General features: G+C 63.2%; 15 protein-coding genes and 2 riboswitches. Of the genes, 10 read left to right on the forward strand and 5 right to left on the reverse strand.

Annotated features, from left to right (window positions below):
- Positions 1 to 61 precede the first annotated feature (61 nt).
- The 5 genes from gcvH to ACSQ22_RS09440 all read right to left on the reverse strand — a co-directional run bounded on the left by gcvH (position 62) and on the right by ACSQ22_RS09440 (position 4847).
- Positions 62 to 436 carry a glycine cleavage system protein GcvH gene (gcvH, locus tag ACSQ22_RS09420; protein WP_055397402.1) on the reverse strand — a complete coding sequence of 125 codons (375 nt, stop codon included), beginning with the start codon at positions 434 to 436 and terminating at the stop codon, positions 62 to 64.
- Between the two features lie 85 nt (positions 437 to 521).
- A complete protein-coding gene (gene gcvT, locus ACSQ22_RS09425; protein ID WP_436130142.1) occupies positions 522 to 1664 on the reverse strand; it encodes a glycine cleavage system aminomethyltransferase GcvT in 1143 nt (380 codons plus the stop codon).
- 49 nt (positions 1665 to 1713) lie between these two features.
- Positions 1714 to 1841: riboswitch (glycine riboswitch) on the reverse strand.
- Positions 1842 to 1854: 13 nt separating this feature from the next.
- Positions 1855 to 1954: riboswitch (glycine riboswitch) on the reverse strand.
- A 5-nt stretch (positions 1955 to 1959) separates the two neighbouring features.
- Complete coding sequence (locus ACSQ22_RS09430) at positions 1960 to 3237, reverse strand: TRAP transporter large permease (protein WP_121506572.1); 1278 nt, start codon at positions 3235 to 3237, stop codon at positions 1960 to 1962.
- Complete coding sequence (locus ACSQ22_RS09435) at positions 3234 to 3728, reverse strand: TRAP transporter small permease (RefSeq protein WP_218299705.1); 495 nt, start codon at positions 3726 to 3728, stop codon at positions 3234 to 3236. Before ACSQ22_RS09435 ends, ACSQ22_RS09430 begins: the two co-directional genes overlap by 4 nt.
- A gap of 147 nt (positions 3729 to 3875) precedes the next feature.
- Complete coding sequence (locus tag ACSQ22_RS09440; protein ID WP_436130143.1) at positions 3876 to 4847, reverse strand: TRAP transporter substrate-binding protein; 972 nt, start codon at positions 4845 to 4847, stop codon at positions 3876 to 3878.
- Positions 4848 to 5227: 380 nt separating this feature from the next.
- Between ACSQ22_RS09440 and ACSQ22_RS09445 the strand changes: the two genes are divergently transcribed.
- The 10 genes from ACSQ22_RS09445 to ACSQ22_RS09490 all read left to right on the forward strand — a co-directional run bounded on the left by ACSQ22_RS09445 (position 5228) and on the right by ACSQ22_RS09490 (position 18074).
- Positions 5228 to 5686 carry an Lrp/AsnC family transcriptional regulator gene (locus ACSQ22_RS09445; protein WP_010458688.1) on the forward strand — a complete coding sequence of 153 codons (459 nt, stop codon included), beginning with the start codon at positions 5228 to 5230 and terminating at the stop codon, positions 5684 to 5686.
- 264 nt (positions 5687 to 5950) lie between these two features.
- A complete protein-coding gene (locus tag ACSQ22_RS09450) occupies positions 5951 to 6865 on the forward strand; it encodes a LysR family transcriptional regulator (RefSeq protein ID WP_218299708.1) in 915 nt (304 codons plus the stop codon).
- A 319-nt stretch (positions 6866 to 7184) separates the two neighbouring features.
- Positions 7185 to 8024, forward strand: a complete 840-nt coding sequence (locus ACSQ22_RS09455) for a putative hydro-lyase (protein ID WP_255577604.1) — start codon at positions 7185 to 7187, stop codon at positions 8022 to 8024.
- Positions 8025 to 8049: 25 nt separating this feature from the next.
- On the forward strand, positions 8050 to 9015 hold the full coding sequence (locus ACSQ22_RS09460; RefSeq protein WP_218299709.1) for a TRAP transporter substrate-binding protein: 966 nt from the start codon (positions 8050 to 8052) through the stop codon (positions 9013 to 9015).
- A 110-nt stretch (positions 9016 to 9125) separates the two neighbouring features.
- Positions 9126 to 9635, forward strand: a complete 510-nt coding sequence (locus tag ACSQ22_RS09465) for a TRAP transporter small permease (RefSeq protein ID WP_218299710.1) — start codon at positions 9126 to 9128, stop codon at positions 9633 to 9635.
- Positions 9636 to 9656: 21 nt separating this feature from the next.
- On the forward strand, positions 9657 to 10955 hold the full coding sequence (locus tag ACSQ22_RS09470; RefSeq protein WP_055402381.1) for a TRAP transporter large permease: 1299 nt from the start codon (positions 9657 to 9659) through the stop codon (positions 10953 to 10955).
- Between the two features lie 43 nt (positions 10956 to 10998).
- Positions 10999 to 11964 (forward strand): TRAP transporter substrate-binding protein, encoded by a 966-nt coding sequence (locus ACSQ22_RS09475; RefSeq protein ID WP_055402383.1) that lies wholly within the window; start codon positions 10999 to 11001, stop codon positions 11962 to 11964.
- Positions 11965 to 11998: 34 nt separating this feature from the next.
- Entirely contained in the window at positions 11999 to 12571 is a 573-nt protein-coding gene (locus ACSQ22_RS09480; protein ID WP_055402385.1) for a hypothetical protein, read from the forward strand.
- A 44-nt stretch (positions 12572 to 12615) separates the two neighbouring features.
- The gene (locus ACSQ22_RS09485; RefSeq protein ID WP_436130144.1) at positions 12616 to 16269 is read left to right on the forward strand and encodes a hydantoinase B/oxoprolinase family protein; all 3654 of its coding nucleotides are present in this window, start codon (positions 12616 to 12618) and stop codon (positions 16267 to 16269) included.
- Between the two features lie 131 nt (positions 16270 to 16400).
- Positions 16401 to 18074 (forward strand): methyl-accepting chemotaxis protein, encoded by a 1674-nt coding sequence (locus ACSQ22_RS09490; RefSeq protein WP_121419958.1) that lies wholly within the window; start codon positions 16401 to 16403, stop codon positions 18072 to 18074.
- Positions 18075 to 18086: the final 12 nt, after the last annotated feature.

Consider the following 18086-nt stretch of genomic DNA (forward strand, 5'->3'; position numbering starts at 1 on the left):
CAACAAGGAGGCACATTGGCCCGGCAGGGCGCCGGGCCTCGGGGAACAAAAGATCCGGAGATCAGGCGTTCTTGGCGAACTCTGCGTACGCAGGTTCGTCCATGAGCGCGTCGAATTGCATCATGTCGGTCACGTGGACCTTGAAGAACCAGCCAGCGCCCAGCGGGTCGGTGTTGGCCAGCGAGGGGTCGGCGCGCAGGGCTTCGTTCACCTCGACGATTTCGCCGCTGACGGGCATGTACACGTCGGCGGCGGCTTTGACGGACTCCACCACGCCGGCGACTTCACCTTGGGTGAAGGTCTTGCCGACTTCGGGCAGGTCCACAAACACCACATCGCCCAGCGCGTCCTGGGCGTGTACCGTGATGCCCACGGTGGCGGCTTCGTGGTCGGAGATGTCGATCCACTCGTGATCCTTGGAAAACTTGACGGTCATGGGGGCTCCAGAAAAAAAGGGGGGAAACAAACAAAAGTGCCGATGCCAGCCAAGACTGTAGCCGGGCTGGCGCAGTTTCAGACGGTCAGCCGCGGTAGTAGCGCGCGGGGGTAAAGGGCATGGCACGCACTTCCATGGGCACGGCCTTGCCGCGCACGATGGCGTTCACCCGCGTGCCGATGGCGGCGAAGGCGGGTGTGACATAGCCCATAGCCACGGGTTCGTTCACCGTGGGGCCCAGCAGGCCGCTGGTCACTTCGCCAATCTTCTGGCCGTCTTCGCTCTGCAATTCGGTGTGTTCGCGCACGGGCACACGCTCCAGTGCGACGAGGCCGACGCGCTTGCGCTGCAGGCTGGCGGGGTTGTCGATCTGCGCGAGCACCTTGTCTGCTCCGGGGAAACCCCCTGCGCGGGCGCCTCCCGTGCGACGCACCTTCTGGATGGCCCAGTTCAGCGCGGCTTCAGGCGGCGTGGTGGTGGTGTCGATGTCGTTGCCATACAGGCACAGGCCCGCTTCGAGCCGCAGCGAGTTGCGGGCGCCCAGGCCGATGGGTTTGACCTCGGGCTGAGCAAGCAGGGCGCGGGCCAGGGTGTCGGCCTGCGCGGCGGGCACCGAGATTTCAAAACCGTCTTCGCCCGTGTAGCCGCTGCGGGTCACAAAACAGTCGCAGTCCGCAATGGAAAAATCGCCGCCCGTCATGAACACCAGCTTTTCCACGCCGGGCGCGAGGCGGGCGAGGGCGGTGACGGCCCGCGGGCCTTGCAGAGCGAGCAGGGCGTGGTCGGGCATGGGCACCACCTTGCAGCGCTGGCCGATGCGGGCCGTGATGTGCGCAATGTCGCCCACCTTGCAAGCACCGTTCACGATCACGAACAGCGTGGGCTCGCCATCCACCACGCCTTGGTTGAAGAACATCAGGTCATCGATGACCGTGCCTTCGTCAGTGAGCAGCAGCCCGTAGCGCTGTTTGCCCACGGGCAGGTCGATCACGTCCACCGGCATCAGGGTTTCAAACGCCGCTGCGGCGTCAGGGCCGACCAGCTTGAGCTGGCCCATGTGCGAGACGTCAAATAAGCCCGCCGCGCTGCGCGTGTGCTGGTGTTCGGCCATCAGCCCAGCGGGGTATTGCACGGGCATGGAGTAGCCGGCGAACGGCACCATGCGGGCGCCCAGCTCGATGTGCAGGGCGTTCAGGGGCGTGGTAAGCAGGGGGGCGGTGGCTGACATGGCGGAACTCCGGGGCAAATGAGGGCCGCAGCCACAAGGTGGCCACGGGATTTGCCCTGCTGTCCGCTTTACCTGAGAGATTCACCGCAGCGCCCTGGCTGGCCGTGCGGTTTGCTCCTTCGGTGGATGGCCTCGACACGCGGGTGCGGTGGGCCATCTCTCTCCAGCAAGGGAACGCCCGCATCACTGCGGGCGGTTGTCAGTCCTTTTGCCTGAGCGTTCGGCTGCTGCCTGCGCCTTCGGCGGTGCGGTGGCCTGTGGGGCTAGGCACTCTCTCCTGACCTAACGATTCTAACTACTTTGCGTAGACCAGATCTCGGAGAGCGAGTGAGATCGAGGGTATGTACGTGATGATCATCAGGCAAACCAGGATCACACAAACAAAAGGCAGTAAGTGCTTGATGATGCGGTCCAGCGAGATTCTGGCCACCGTGCAGGCCGCAAACAGATTCACTCCAAAAGGCGGGGTGATCATGCCCAGCGCCAGGTTCACCACCATGATCAGCCCGAAATGCACCGGGTCGATGCCGAAGTGCATGGCCACGGGCGCGAGGATGGGCGCCAGCACGATGATGGCGGCGCTGGTCTCGATGAACATGCCGATCACGAACAGCGCCGCATTCACCCCCAGCAGGAACAGGGCAGGGGACTGCAGCACGGCTTCGAGCCAGCGGCCGATGGCATCGGGCACCCCGGCACGTGTGATGAGGAACGCAAACAGCCCGGCATTGGCAATGATGAACATGATCACCGCCGACGAGATGGCCGACTTGCGCAGGATGGCGAACAGGTCCTTGATGCGGATCTCGCGGTAGATCACCACCCCCACGATAAGCGCGTAGAACACGGCCACGGCCGATGCCTCGGTGGGGGTGAACACGCCGCCGTAGATGCCGCCCAGGATGATCACAGGCATGAGCAGCGCCCAGCCTGCCTGCAGCGTGGCCTTGCCAAACGGCATGCGGCCATCGCCGTCGTTCTTGCCCCAGCCCTTGTACTTGCAATACGCCCATACGAAGAGCATCAGCGCACCGCTGATCAGCAGGCCCGGGCCAAAGCCCGCGATGAACAGCTCGCCAATGGACACTTCGGCGCTCACGCCGTACAGGATCATCGGGATTGAGGGCGGAATGATCACACCCAGCTCGGCACTTGTGGCCTGCAGCGCAGCCGCATAGCTGGTGGGGTAGCCATGCTTGATGAGCGCGGGGATCAGGATGGCACCAATCGCAAACGTGGTGGCCACCGACGAGCCCGACACGGCCGCGAAGATCATGCAGGTGAGCACGCAGGTCATGGGCAGGCCGCCCTGCACGCCGCCCACGATGCTCTTGGCAAACTCCACCAGGCGGCGCGAGATGCCACCGGTCTCCATGAGGTTGCCCGCGAGGATGAAGAAGGGGATGGCCGCCAGCGGAAACTTGTTGATCGAGGCGAACATCTCCTTCACCGAGATCAGCATGTTGGCGTTGGATGCCTGGATGCCCAGGATGGAGGCGAGGCCGATGGACACGGCCACCGAAATGGTGAGTGCAAAGCAAATCACCATCGTTGAAATCATGACCATGCTCATTGGGCGGTCTCCAGTTCCATGCGCAGGGGGTCGATGAGATTGCCGATGATGCCGACAGTGCAGAACAGGCCGCCGACGGGCATGGCCAGGTAGGCCCAGAACATGGAGACGGATTCCAGCCCCGCCATGCTCTGCACGCCACCACGTTGAGCGTAGTCCCAGCCGTACCAGATGACGATGCCGATCAGCGCCAGGGCTGCCAACGCGACCACCCAGTCCAGCACCCGCCGCAGGGCGGGAGGGCTCCAGCGGTAAAGCACATCCACGCTGACCATCGCGCCCTGGCGGAAGGCGGCGGGGATGGCGAGGAACACCATCCAGATCAGGCTGAAGCGGATCAGCACTTCCGTCCATTCGGCAGGCTGCTCCAGCACAAAGCGCATGAGGATCTGGAACATGCCCAGCGAGGCAGACAGGGCCAGCATGGCGCAGGCCCCCAGCATGGCGATGAACGTGGTCCATCGCTCAAAGGTGAGAAAAGCATTTTTCATGGGGCAGTGCCAGCCATGGGCAGTTGAAACAACAGGGGGAACAACACGGTAAGCAATCAGGCAAGAAGCCTGGGGCGGGAGCAAAAACGCCCGATAGCGCTTGCGCTACGGGCGTTGGTTGCTACTACAACGATAGTAGCGCGGGCATCACTTGAAGTCGCGGATCTTGTCGAGCGTGGCCTTGCCGAACTGTTTTTCGAATTCGGCATTTACGGGGGCCAGTGCGGCCACAAACTTGGACTTGTCGGGGTTGTCCACCACCGTCATGCCCTTGGCGCGCAGGTCGGCCACACCCTTGGCGTCGTCTTCATCCACGCGGGCCCGGTTGGCCTTGGTGCCTTCCTTGGCGGCGTCGATGAAGGCCTGTTTGTCCGCGGTCGACAGCTTCTCGAAAGCGCCCTTGTTCATCACGAAGATGGCGGGGGAATACACGTGGCCGGTCAGTGTCAGGTGCTTTTGCACCTGGTCGAACTTGGCCGAGATGATCACGGGCAGCGGGTTCTCTTGGCCGTCCACAGTGCCTTGTTGCAGGGCCGTGAACACTTCGGGGAAGGCCATGGGCGTGGTGATGATGCCAAAGCCCTTGTACGCGGCAATGTGCACGGGGTTCTCCATCGTGCGCATCTTCAGGCCCTTGAGGTCCTCGGGCGTGTTCACCGAGCGCTTGCTGTTGGTCATGTGGCGAAAGCCGTTCTCGGCCCAGGCCAGGGCTTTGAAGCCCTTGCTGTCGAACTTGGTCAGCATCTCCTGGCCGATGGGGCCGTCCAGCACCGCACGGGCATGCGCCTTGTCGCGGAACAGGAAAGGCACGTCCAGGATCTTGGTTTCAGGAACAAAGTTGGGGATGGGCCCCGTGGAGCTGAACGCCAGCTCTTGCGTGCCCAGCTGCACGGCTTCGATCGATTCGCGCTCGCCGCCCAGGGCGCCGTTGTAGAAGGTCTGCACCTTGTAGCGGCCGCTGGTGCGCTTTTCGACTTCCTTGGCAAACGTGTCGATGGCAATCCCCTGGTGGGAATTCTGGGCGGTCGAGATGCTGATGCGCATGGTGGTCTGCGCGGCAGCGGTGGCCACAAAGCCGAGCGCAAGGCTCAGGCCGACGACGAGTTTGGTCAGTTGCATGCTGTCTCCTGTTAATGGTGGGCTGGGTTGGTGGGGATGCACGGTTGCTCCTTGCAGAGCAGGCCCCAGCCTCTGCCAAATTATGGCGGTGCAGCATCGGCGCAGGCATCGGGGTTTGTGCTGGTAAGCGTGCTTATTAACTACCCACCAGGGCGCTTGCCAAGACGCTTCTGGTGGGCATGGGCGCCGCCAAAAATGCCAAGGGCCCCGTGCTGGCGGTAACCAGCCGGGGCCTTGTCAGTTTGTGCGCTCCGGTAAGAGCGCCTTGATGGAAGAAGTATGCGCGGGGCGGATGAGATGAATTTACTGAATTCGCTTCAAATGGCGTGAATGACAGAATAATTTTCTGAATTCAAGAAGATTGTTGAATAATCAGACCGATGGATCGACTAGATAGAAAAATTCTCGCTGTACTGCAAGGCAACGCCCGCGCCAGCCTGCAAGAGATCGGGCAGGCCGTGGGCCTGAGCGCATCGCCCTGCTGGGGCCGCATCAAGAAGATGGAAGAGGCGGGTGTGATCCAGGGCTATACCGTGCGCATCAACCCACAGTCGCTGGACCTGGCCGACACGGTGCTGGTGCAGGTCACGCTCGACAGCCATTCCGACAACACGCTCGAAAAATTTGGCGAAACACTCGCCAGCATTCCTGAGGTGATCGAGGCGCACCTGGTGTCGGGCGACTACGACTACCTGCTGCGCATCGTCGTGAAGGACACGCGCGATTACGAGCGCTTGCTACGTGAGAAGCTCTACAAGATCAAAGGCATCCGGCACAGCCGCTCCAGCTTCGTGCTGCGCACGCTCAAGAAGGCCGATCTGCCCCTGTTTGTGGGGTGAGTTTGAATGAAATTGGACTCTAGCGCTTATCTGTAAAGCGCCAATAGCTATTGTTTTTATAGTATTTGCATCCGGTCGCAATTCCATTGCGCAGGCATCGAGGAAACCCGGCGATGCTCTGCTTTTGCGGTTCAAAGGCTGTGGAACACGCGGATCAACGGCAGAATGGCCACGCCTTTCGGCGCTGGCTTGGGGGATGTTGCACCACCACGGTGCACCGCCAAGGAGCTTGCAACGTGCCAGCAAGGCCGGAGAACCACCACCATGAACCTGCGTTTTGTCGAAGCCTTTTACTGGGTGGCCTCCCTCAAGAGCGTGACGCGCGCGGCGGAAAAACTCTTTCTGACGCAGTCGGCCATGTCCAGCCGCGTGGCGGCGCTGGAGGAAGAACTGGGCGTGCTGCTGCTGGACCGGCGCGACAAGCATTTCAAGCTCACAGTGGCGGGCACGCGCTTTCTGACGTACGCCAAGCGGATGCTGGAGCTGCAACGCCAGCTCAAGGCCGAGATGGGCTCGGGCGGCCCGCTGGAAGTGTCGATTCGGCTGGGCGCCATTGAGTCGGTGCTCCACTCGTGGCTCATCCCCTGGGTGGAACAACTGCGCAAGGACAACCCGCTGCTGGAGCTGGAGCTCACGGTCGAATCCACGCCGGTGCTGCTGGATCAGATCCGCCGGGGCACGCTGGATGCCGTGTTTGCGGCCTTGCCCGCATCGGCCGAAGGCATTCGCAGCCAGGCGCTGACGCCGATGGAGATGGTGTTCGTCGGCAACAGCAAGATCCACCGCAAGCGGCGCTATGCATCGGAAGACTTTGCCGGAACCGACATCCTGACCTTTCAGCGCGGTTCTCAGCCCCATGTGTACCTGTTGGACACGCTGCGCCAGGCGCAGGTGGAGCCGCGCTGCGTGCACACCATTTCCTCAATCTCTGCCATGGTGCAGCTGGTGCAGGGCGGTTTTGGCGTTGCCACGCTGCCGCGCCTGGCGGTGCAGAGGATGCTGGCATTCCCGGATCTTCGTGCGCTGGCCTGCGACATTGCGCTGCGTCCGCTGCCCATTCACGTGAGCTACCGCGAAGACCCGTCTTCGCCCGCGATGGAGGCGATCGTGCGTTCGGCGCTCAGCTTCATCGAAGCGCAGCAAGCCCCAGAGCCCAGGCCCCGCAAGGCCCGCGCCTGAGCGCGGGGACCACGCACGCTCCTTTTTCCGCTGCGCGCACTGCGGTTGCGCTGTCTGCCTTCACGGCGCAGCCCCGAGGACTTCGCATTGAATCGACATGCGCAGTTCGGTGCGGCTGCGCGTGTGCAAATTCTCCTTTCTAGGGTTCGGGTTAACCCTAAATAGAAGTCCAAGGGTTAACCCTGAGCACCAAATTGGTTTGCTTCGCCCCAATGAAGTGCATCGAAAAAATCGATGAGCTAAGAGAAATTTTTTGAATTTGCCAGCGCAGTTACACCCCAACACAATCCGTCCAACGTCATGCAATTGACTTTTCTCAATGCAAGGAAATACGGTGGACTTAGCTCAAGAAAATTCGCTCGCGGTGTTTGGCCCTGAGGGCACCAGCAATCCGAACCACGTCCGCGACACCATCCGCAAGGGCCTGTGGACATCACACACCAGCGGTCTCGCAGACGGCCATGTGCAAGGCAACGTGGTCATCCTGCCTGAGGTGCTTGCCAGTGACTTTCTGCGGTTTTGCCAGCGCAATCCCAAGCCTTGCCCCGTGCTGGCGGTCAGCGAGCCCGGCCAGTTCACCCTGCCTTCGCTGGGCAAGGACATCGACATCCGCAGTGATGTGCCGCTGTACCGCATCTGGCGCCACGGTGAAATGTCGGAGGAGGTGGCGGACATTGCCAGCCTCTGGCGGCCGGACCTGGTCACCTTCATCCTGGGATGTTCGTTTTCGTTCGAGTCCGCATTGATCGAGGCAGGCATCCGCCTGCGCCACATCGACGAAGGCAAGAACGTGGCCATGTTCCGCACCAACGTGCAAACCGAACCGGCCGGCCCTTTTGGCGGTGCCATGGTGGTGACCATGCGTCCCATGCCCGCAGCGGATGTGATCCGTGCGGTGCAGGTCACCTCGCGTTTCCCCAATGTGCATGGAGCGCCTGTGCACATCGGTGACCCGGCCCTGATCGGCATCGCCGATCTGGCCCATCCCGACTACGGGGACGCCGTAGCGCTGATGCCGGGCGAAATCCCTGTTTTCTGGGCCTGCGGCGTCACCCCGCAATCGGCCATCTTGAATGCCCAGCCCGCGTTCTGCATCACGCATGCACCGGGCTGCATGCTGGTCACCGACCTTCTCAACCACCAGCTCGCCAGTTTCTGATCCGCTTTCAACAAGGAGTTCCACCATGAAGAAAATCACAATTTGTTTGTCCGCAGTCCTCAGCGTCTGCGCCGCCCAGGCCCAGATCAAGTGGGACCTGCCCACGGGCTATGGCGCCAACAGCTTCCAGACGCAGAACGTGCAGCAGTTCGCCAACGAGGTGGATCAGCTCACGGGTGGCAAGCTCAAGATCGTGTTGCACCCCGGTGGCTCGCTGTACAAGGCCAACGAAATCAAGCGTGCGGTGCAAACTGGCCAGGTGCCCTCGGCCGAGTTCATCCTTTCGGGCGCTACCAACGAAAACCCGCTGTTTGGGGTGGATTCGATTCCATTCCTGGCCACCAGCTATGCCGATTCCAAGCGCCTTTATCTGGCCGCCAAGCCTGCGCAGGAAAAGCTGCTCGCTGCGCAGGGCGTGAGGGTGCTGTTCACCGTGCCATGGCCTGGCCAGTCGCTCTACTCGCTCAAGCCCGTGAGTACGCCCGCGGACTTCGCAGGCACCAAGATGCGGGCTTACAACCCCGCCACCACGCGCATTGCGCAACTGCTCAAGGCGCAGCCGGTGACGATCCAGCTGTCGGAGCTGGGCCAGGCTCTGGCTACCAACACCGTGCAGAACTTCCTGACGTCCAGTGCCAGCGGCGTGGAATCCAAGCTGTATGAGCAGGTGAAGCACTTCTATCCCGTCAGCGCGTGGCTGCCGCGCAATGCCACCGTGGTGAACCAGAAGGCGTTTGATGCCCTGGACAAGCCTTTGCAGGATGCTGTGCTGAAGGCTGCGGCCGCCGCTGAAGAGCGCGGCTGGGCCACAAGCGAGCGCGTGGACAAGGAGTTCATCAAAGAGCTGGGCGCCAAAGGCATGACCGTGGCCGAGCCCAGCGACAGCATCAAGAAGGAACTCGCAAGCATTGGCGAATCCATGACGGCCGACTGGATCAAGTCTGCCGGACCTGAGGGGCAGGCCATCATCGACGCCTACCGCAAGAAGTAACTGGCGTTTTCCGGGCCCCCGCAGTGGGGCCGGGGTAGCACAGGCGCATGCTGCCCAGTTCTTTCGTCGCCACTCCCCCTCATTTTTTTCAAGCGTTACCGGAGTACGCCATGGACAAACTCGTCCGAAATTTCTACAGGCTGCTGATGTTGCTGTCCTGCCTGTCCATGCTGGCTGCGTTCGCCGCAGTCACGCTGGGCGTGTTTGCCCGCGAGGTCATTCACGTCAACATCGACGGTCTCGACGCGTATGCAGGCTACGCCATCGCCGCAGCGCTGTTCTTTGCATTGCCCGGCACATTGCAAAACGGAGACCACATCCGGGTGACCCTGTTGCTCGACCGGCTGCCGTCACGCTGGCGCGGCGCCTTTGAATGGTTCTGCCTGTCCAGTGCACTGGTGCTCACGGCCTATATCGCCTGCTACGCAGTGCGCTCGGTGTGGATTTCCTACGTCACGCACGACATTTCGCCTGCGGCCGATGCTTCGCCGCTGTGGATTCCCCAGATCAGCATGGCCATGGGCTGCATCGGCTTTGCGCTGTCGTTTGCCCATGCGCTCATCCTGCGCTTTCAGGGCGTGGCCTTCATGGCCGTGTCTGAATCGGCCCGTTCCGAGTAACCCCCTGCAGGAGAAATCAACATGGACGTCATCATTGCCTTTGGCCTGATCGTGGTGCTCTTTGCAGTGCTCGGTTCGGGTTTGTGGATCGGCCTGTCACTGCTTGCGGTGGCGCTGGTCGGTATGGAGCTTTTTACCAGCCGCCCCGTGGGTGACAGCATGATGCTGACCATCTGGGGGTCTACCTCCAGCTGGACGCTCACGGCCTTGCCGCTATTCCTCTGGATGGGCGAGATACTGTTTCGCAGCAAGCTGTCGAGCAGCATGTTCAAAGGCCTGGCGCCCTGGCTGGACCGTCTGCCCGGCCGCCTGTTGCATGTGAACGTGGTGGGCTGCACCATCTTCGCTGCCATCTCGGGCTCATCGGCGGCCACTTGCGCGACCATCGGCAAGATCACGCTGCCCGAACTCAAGCAGCGTGGCTATCCCGAAGACATCTCGGTGGGCACACTGGCTGGCGCAGGCACGCTGGGCCTGCTGATCCCGCCGTCGATCATCATGATCGTCTATGGCGTGGCGGCCAATGTGTCGATCTCCAAGTTGTTCCTGGCCGGCGTGATTCCAGGTCTGATGCTGGCAGCCCTGTTCATGGGCTACATCGTCGTGTGGGCCTTGTTCAACAAGGACAAGGTGCCAGCGCCTGATGCCCGCCTGAGCTTTGTGCAGAAGCTCTATGCGTCGCGCCACCTGATCCCTGTGGTGTCGCTCATCGTGGTGGTGCTGGGCGCCATCTACAGCGGTATTGCCACCGCCACCGAGGCCGCGGCGCTGGGTGTGGGCGGGTCGCTGATTCTGGCGAAGATTGAGGGATCACTCGATTGGGCGCGCTTCAAGGACGGGCTGGTCGCTGCCTGCCGCGTGTACTGCATGATCGGCCTCATCCTGGCGGGCGCCGCGTTCCTCACACTGGCCATGGGCTTCATCGGCCTGCCACGCCACCTGGCCGAGTTCATCGGCGCCCTGCACCTGTCGCCCTTTGCGCTGATGCTGCTGCTCATCGTGTTTTTCATCCTGCTGGGCTGCTTCCTGGATGGCATCTCCATGGTGGTGCTGACCATCGCGGTGCTGCTGCCCACGGTGGAAGCTGCAGGCTTTGACCTGGTGTGGTTCGGCATCTTCATCGTGTTGGTGGTGGAGATGGCGCAGATCACGCCGCCGGTGGGCTTCAACCTCTTTGTGCTGCAGGGCATGACGCGCCGCGAAGTTACCTGGATCGCCCGCACTGCACTGCCTTTGTTCGCACTGATGATCGTTGCGGTCATCCTGACGTATTTCGTGCCCGACGTCGTGCTCTGGCTGCCACGCCAGATGCAGGGCTGACCCCGCAGCACCCCTCGCCGAAAAATCCGTACAGGAGCTCACCATGAAGACCATCGTGTTGTTGGCCGCGCTTGCCGTGGCCCCGGTGCTGCACGCCCAAACCCAGTGGAAGCTGGCCACGGGCTACCGGGCGGAGTCGTTCCACACGCGCAATATCGTCCAGTTTGCGCAGGACGTGGAGCGTGCTTCAGCCGGTGCATTGCGCATTGAAGTGCATGCCAACAACGCCTTGTTCAAACTGGCTGAGATTCCTCAGGCGGTGCAGGACGGCAAGGCCCAGGCGGGCGAAACCATCATGACGAGCCTGGTGCGCGAGATCCCCATGGCAGGTGGCGATTCCGTGCCTTTTGTGGTCCGCAGCTATGCCGACGCACGGCGCATGTGGGATGTGCAGCGACCGTTGATCGAAGTGCACATGGCGCGCAAGGGGCTCAAAGCCTTGTACGCCGTGCCGTGGCCTCCGCAGGGGCTGTTCACCACGGTCCCGGTGCGTTCGTCGGTGGATTTCAAGGGAACCCGCATGCGCACCTACAACCCGGGCACGGTGCGTATTGCCGAGCTGCTGGGCGCCACGCCCGTGGATGTGCCCATGGTCGAGGTCAACCAGGCCCTGGCGGCCGGAAAGCTGGATTCGATGATCACATCGGCCCTGACCGGGGTGGAAAACCAGGTCTGGGGCCAGATCAAGCAGTACTACGGTATCAACGCCTGGTTCCCCAAGAACATCGTCTTTGTGAACCAGCAGGCGTTTGACGCACTGCCTGCCCCGGTGCGCCAGGCCGTGAGCCAGGCTGCAGCAGACGCCGAAAAACGGGGCTGGGCGATGAGCGCCGCCGTGGCCGAGGAGTCGGTGATCGAACTGCAGCGCAAAGGCATCAAGGTCGAGCCCCCCACCGCGGTGCTGGACTCCGAACTCAAACGCCTGGGCGAACGGTTTTCCCGCGAATGGGTGCGGTCCGTGGGGAGCGAGGCCAACCAGCTCTTCATCCCGTACTACACGCAGCGCTAGGCCATTGGATTGTTGGCATCACCAAGGAATCACCATGCAAACCCCTTCCGACACCATCGAGATGTATCTGCTGGCCAAGGATGGCAACCGGCCTCACCTGATCGAGCGGGCCTTTGCCGGCGGCGCGCTGCTGCGCATGGACGTGCGGCAGGGCGACATGGACTTTCCGCCGGTGGCCCACGGCCGCGACGCCATTGCCGAAACCCTGGTACGCCGCTTTGGCCGCACTTATGAAAACGTGTACAGCTTCTGTCTGGCCGATCCTCCCGATCCTGCGTGCGCGGAGTTTCACTGCCCCTGGCTCGTGGCCATGACCGAAAAAGACAGCCGCGCGGTGCGCCTGGGTTGCGGCCAGTACCACTGGCGCTTTGCACCGGGCTCGCGCCTGGCGCAGGAGCTGAGCATTGTTGTGGACAGCATGCAGACCCTGCCGCCCTCGGACATCCATGTCGTGATGCCCTGGATCGCTGCACTGAGCCGCCCCTGGTGCGGAGCTGACAAGGCCATGGTCACAGCGCCCTCCATTCCTTCTGTGCGCGCGGTGCTGGAGGCACTGGCTCGCGCGCCGCGCTCCCCGGCCCGCTCGCCTCTGGCCCTGGCGGCCTGAGCGAGCACCGAACCCTTTCATTTCACTTTGCAAACCATCACACCATGACACAACTTGCACCCACCACCCACATTCCCCGCTGGCAGTTCTGGATTGACCGTGGGGGCACATTCACCGACATCGTGGCCAAGCGGCCCGATGGCTCGCTGACCACCCACAAGCTGCTGTCTGAAAACCCCGAGCAGTACAAGGACGCCGCCGTGGCGGGCATCCGCCACCTGCTGGGTTTGAAGCCCGGCGAGCCCGTGACACCCGCGCTGGTGGAGTGCGTGAAGATGGGCACCACCGTGGCCACCAACGCATTGCTGGAGCGCAAGGGCGAGCCCACGCTGCTGGTGACCACGCGCGGCTTTCGCGACGCGCTGCGCATTGCCTACCAGAACCGTCCCCGTTTGTTTGACCGCCACATCCAGTTGCCCGAGCTTTTGTACGCCGAGGTGATCGAAGCGTGCGAACGGGTGGGCGCCCATGGCGATGTGCTGCAGGCACTGGACGAGCCCAGCTTGCGCGGCGACCTGCTGGCAGCCTACGGGCGTGGTTTGCGCAGCGTGGCCATTGTGTTCATGCACGGCTACCGCTACACACAGCATGAACAGGCGGCTCAGCGCATCGCCAAAGAGGTGGGCTTCACGCAGATCAGCACTTCGCACGAAACCAGCCCCATGATGAAGTTCGTGAGCCGGGGCGACACCACCGTGGTGGATGCGTACCTCTCGCCCATCCTGCGCCGCTATGTGGAGCAGGTCGCCAGCGAGATGCCGGGCGTCAAGCTGTTCTTCATGCAGTCTTCGGGGGGCCTCACCGATGCGGGTACCTTCCAGGGCAAGGATGCGATTCTGTCGGGGCCCGCAGGTGGCATCGTAGGCATGGCGCGCACGGCGGGCCTGGCCGGGCATGAAAAGGTCATCGGCTTTGACATGGGCGGAACGTCCACGGATGTAAGTCACTACGCCGGTGCGTTCGAGCGCGAGTTCGAAACCCACGTCGCCGGTGTGCGCATGCGCGCCCCCATGATGAGCATCCACACGGTGGCGGCTGGCGGCGGCTCGGTATTGGCCTACGACGGTGCCCGCTTCCGAGTGGGCCCCGAAAGCGCAGGCGCCAACCCAGGTCCGGTGAGCTACCGCCGGGGCGGCCCGCTGGCCGTGACCGATGCCAACGTGATGGTGGGCAAGGTGCAGCCGCGTTACTTCCCCAGCGTGTTTGGCCCCGCCGCCAACGAAACACTGGACGCCGATGCGGTGCGCGCCCGTTTTGAGGAAATTGCTGCGCAGACCCAGCGCAAGCCCGAAGAAGTGGCCGAAGGCTTCATCCAGATCGCTGTGCAGCAGATGGCCAACGCCATCAAGAAGATCAGCGTGGCACGCGGCTACGACGTGACGCGCTACACGCTGCAGTGTTTTGGTGGCGCGGGCGGCCAGCATGCCTGCCTGGTGGCCGACGCTTTGGGCATGTCGCGTGTGTTTGTGCACCCGCTGGCGGGCGTGCTCAGTGCTTATGGCATGGGTCTGGCGGACCAGACGGTGATCCGCGAACAGGCGGTGGAGATGCCGCTGGCCGCCGCATCGCTGCCGCTGATTGCGGAACGCCTGGACGCACTGGGCTCTGCGGCCCAGGCCGAGCTGGAGCGCCAGCAGGTCAGCGCCAATCCGGTGCAGGTGCGCCACAACGTGCACGTGCGCTACGAAGGCACCGATTCTGCCCTGGTGGTGCCGTTTGGCGATATGGCCAGCATCCAGGCCGCTTTCGAATCTGCCTATCGCCAGCGTTTTGCCTTCCTGATGGTAGGCAAGGGTCTGGTGGTGGAGGCCGTGTCGGTCGAGGCCATGATTGCGGGCGATGCCCCTGCCGAGCCGCGCCTTCCCCTGCATCCGCACCGCAAGCACCCACAGCGCGAGACGGTGAAGATGTACTCGGGCAGCGCATGGCACGATGCCGCCCTGGTGGTGCGCGAGGACCTGCACCCTGGCGACGTGATACCAGGCCCGGCCATCATTGCCGAGAAGAACACCACCACCGTGGTGGAGCCCGGCTGGTCTGCGCGCCTCACGGACCTGGATCACCTGGTGCTGGACCGCGTCACCGCGCGCAAGGTGCAGTACGCCGCAGGCACCACGGTAGACCCGGTGCTGCTGGAGGTGTTCAACAACCTGTTCATGAACATCGCTGAGCAGATGGGGTTGCAGCTGCAGAACACGGCCTACTCGGTCAACATCAAGGAGCGCCTGGACTTCAGCTGTGCGCTCTTCGATGCCACGGGCAACCTGATCGCCAACGCGCCGCACATGCCCGTGCACCTGGGCAGCATGGGCGAAAGTATCAAGACCGTGATCCGCGAGAACGCGGGGAAGATGCACCCGGGCGATGTGTACATGCTCAACGACCCGTACCATGGCGGCACCCATCTGCCCGATGTGACCGTGATCACCCCGGTGTACGTGGCCGAAGGCGCCGAGCCCACCTTTTATGTGGGCAGCCGGGGCCACCATGCCGACATCGGTGGCACCACGCCGGGCTCGATGCCACCGTTCTCCACGCGTATCGACGAAGAGGGTGTGCAGATCAACAACGTGAAGCTGGTGGACCGTGGCATCTTTCTGGAAGAAGAGGTGCGCAGCCTGCTGACGACGGGTGGCGGCACCACGCCATACCCCAGCCGAAATCCCCAGCAGAACCTGGCCGATCTGCGCGCGCAAATCGCTGCCAACGAGAAGGGTGTGCAGGAACTCTCGAAGATGGTGGGGCAGTTTGGCCTGGATGTCGTGCAGGCCTACATGCGCCATGTGCAGGACAACGCTGAAGAGTCGGTGCGCCGCGTGATCACGCAGCTCAAAGACGGGCAGTTCACCCTGAAGTTGGACAACGGCGCGCAGATCAGCGTGTCGGTCAAGGTCAATGTGGCCGAGCGCAGCGCGGTGATCGACTTTGCAGGCACCAGTGCGCAGCAGACCAACAACTTCAACGCCCCGCGTGCTGTGTGCATGGCGGCGGTGCTGTATGTGTTCCGCACGCTGGTCGACGATGACATTCCGCTCAATGCCGGGTGCTTGAAACCCCTGCAGGTCATCATCCCGCAGGGCTCCATGCTCAACCCCAACCCGCCGGCCTCGGTGGTGGCGGGCAATGTGGAGACCTCCACCTGCATCACCAATGCGCTGTTCGGCGCCTTGGGCGTGATGGCGGGCAGCCAGCCCACCATGAACAACTTCACCTTTGGCAATGCGCAGTACCAGTACTACGAAACCATTGCCGGCGGCAGCGGTGCCGGTGCGGTGTTCGATGCTTCGGGCCGCACGGTGCGCGGGTTTGACGGCACCAGCGTGGTCCAGACGCACATGACCAATTCGCGCCTGACCGACCCCGAGGTGCTGGAGTTCCGCTTCCCCGTGGTGCTCGACAGCTACGAGATCCAGCGCGGGTCCGGCGGGGCAGGCCGCTGGGCGGGTGGTGATGGTGGCGTGCGGCGCGTGCGCTTTCTGGAGGCGATGACGGCCAGCATTTTGTCCAACGGGCGCCTGAACCCCGCCTTTGGCATGGCAGGCGGCCAGCCCGGCCGGCCCGGTGCCAACCGCGTGCTGCGTGCCAACGGCCAGGTGGAAGAGCTGGGCCATATCGGCGCGGCGCTGATGGAGCCTGGCGATGTGTTCGAGATCGCTACCCCCGGCGGTGGCGGCTTTGGCGAATGTGTCACGTCGTGACGTGATGGGCCGCTGACCCCAGTGGGGCATGTGCTGTGTGCGATGTACCTGCGGGGACACACTGGGCACAGCGCTTGCCACCACTGGTTTCCACCCCCGCACGGTGCGGGAAATGAACCAGGAGAACGCTCATGAACTACTTGCCAGCCACTTCCGGGGCGCTTGGCGGCGCCACCTTCTCCGCCGCACCTGTACAAGCGGATGTCAGCCGTGCCACAACAGACTCTGCCGCCCAGAGTCCAGAGCCTGCGCGGCGCAGCCGCACCCTGAGCGTGGGGCAGAAGCTGGCGGCCAGCTTTGGCATTCTGGGCTTCGCGGTGGCCTTGCTCGGCGCCACCACCTGGCTGACGGGCCAGGACACCAGCCGCCAGGCTACGCTGCTGACTGCAGAGCAGCTGCCCATTGAGCGCACGGTGCGGGACTGGAAAACGCAGTCTGTCTATATCGGCCAGATTGCATTGCGCGCCACGTTGTCGTCCGACGTGTTCCCGCTGGTGGCTGAGATGCGCAGCCAAATCGCCGCTGAAGACGCGATGCGCAAGCGCATTGAAGAAGCGATGGCCAAGGCGTCCTCCAGCGAGAGCGCCGGGCCGCTGTGGACCGAAGCCCAGGAACAACGCCAGAAATATGCAGTGTTGCGGGATGCGCTGGTGCAAAACGCCCTCGAAGCCAAGATCATCAGCCAGAAGGAGTTGCAGGAACACGCTGCTGCTTTGACCCAGTACCTGCGCTCCATTGACCAGTTGCTCGCAGCCTCCGAGCAGTCATCCCTGAAAGCGGGTGACAGCATGATTACCGACGCGTCCCGTGCGCAATGGGTCAGTGCTGTGGCGGTGCTGGTGGTGGTGGCGTTGTCGGCGCTGTTTGGCTGGCTGCTGCGGCGCTCCATCGTGCTGCCGCTGCGCCAGGCCTGCGAGGCGGCCGACCTGGTGGCGCGGGGCGACCTGACGGTGCGCATGCAAACCCAGCGCACCGACGAGATTGGCCAGCTGCTCACGGCGCTGGACAAGATGGTCGAGTCGCTGCACTACGTGGTGACCGAGGTGCGTGACTCGGGCGAATCCATCCATGTGGCCAGCTCGGAGGTGGCTGCGGGCAACACTGACCTGAGCATGCGCACCGAGCATGCCGCCAGCAACCTGCAGCAGACGGCGGCCAGCATTGCGCAGCTGGCGCAGATGGTGGCCGCCAATGCCGACAGCACGCGCCAGGCCAATGCCCTGGCGCTGAACGCCACCGAAGTGGCCAGCAAAGGCGGCGAAGTGGTCAGTCAGGTGGTCAAGACCATGGAAGAGATCAACGCCAGTAGCAAGAAGATCGCCGACATCGTTGGCATCATTGATGGCATTGCGTTCCAGACGAATATCCTGGCACTGAACGCCGCCGTGGAGGCCGCCCGCGCGGGCGAACAGGGGCGCGGCTTTGCCGTGGTGGCCAGCGAAGTGCGGGGCCTCGCAGGGCGCAGTGCCAATGCGGCGCGCGAGATCAAGGCGCTGATCTCCACCAGCGTAGACAAGGTGAGTGACGGCGCCCGGCTGGTGGTCACCGCAGGTTCCACTATGGGCGATATCGTGCAGAGCGTGGAGCGGGTGACCACGCTGATGTCCGAGATCAACGAAGCCAGCAGCGAGCAGAGCACACAGATCGGCCAGGTGAGCCAGGCGGTCGACCAGCTCGACCACATGACGCAGCAAAACGCCGCGCTGGTGGAGCAGGGCGCTGCAGCGGCCCAGAGCCTCAAGGACCAGGCCAACCGGCTGGCGGGTGCGATGGGGCAGTTTCAGCTCACGCGCGCAGCCGCGTGAGCGTCAGTGCCA

The sequence above is a fragment of the Acidovorax sp. LjRoot38 genome, assembly GCF_964252975.1.
In the GTDB taxonomy this organism is placed as follows: domain Bacteria; phylum Pseudomonadota; class Gammaproteobacteria; order Burkholderiales; family Burkholderiaceae_C; genus Acidovorax; species Acidovorax facilis.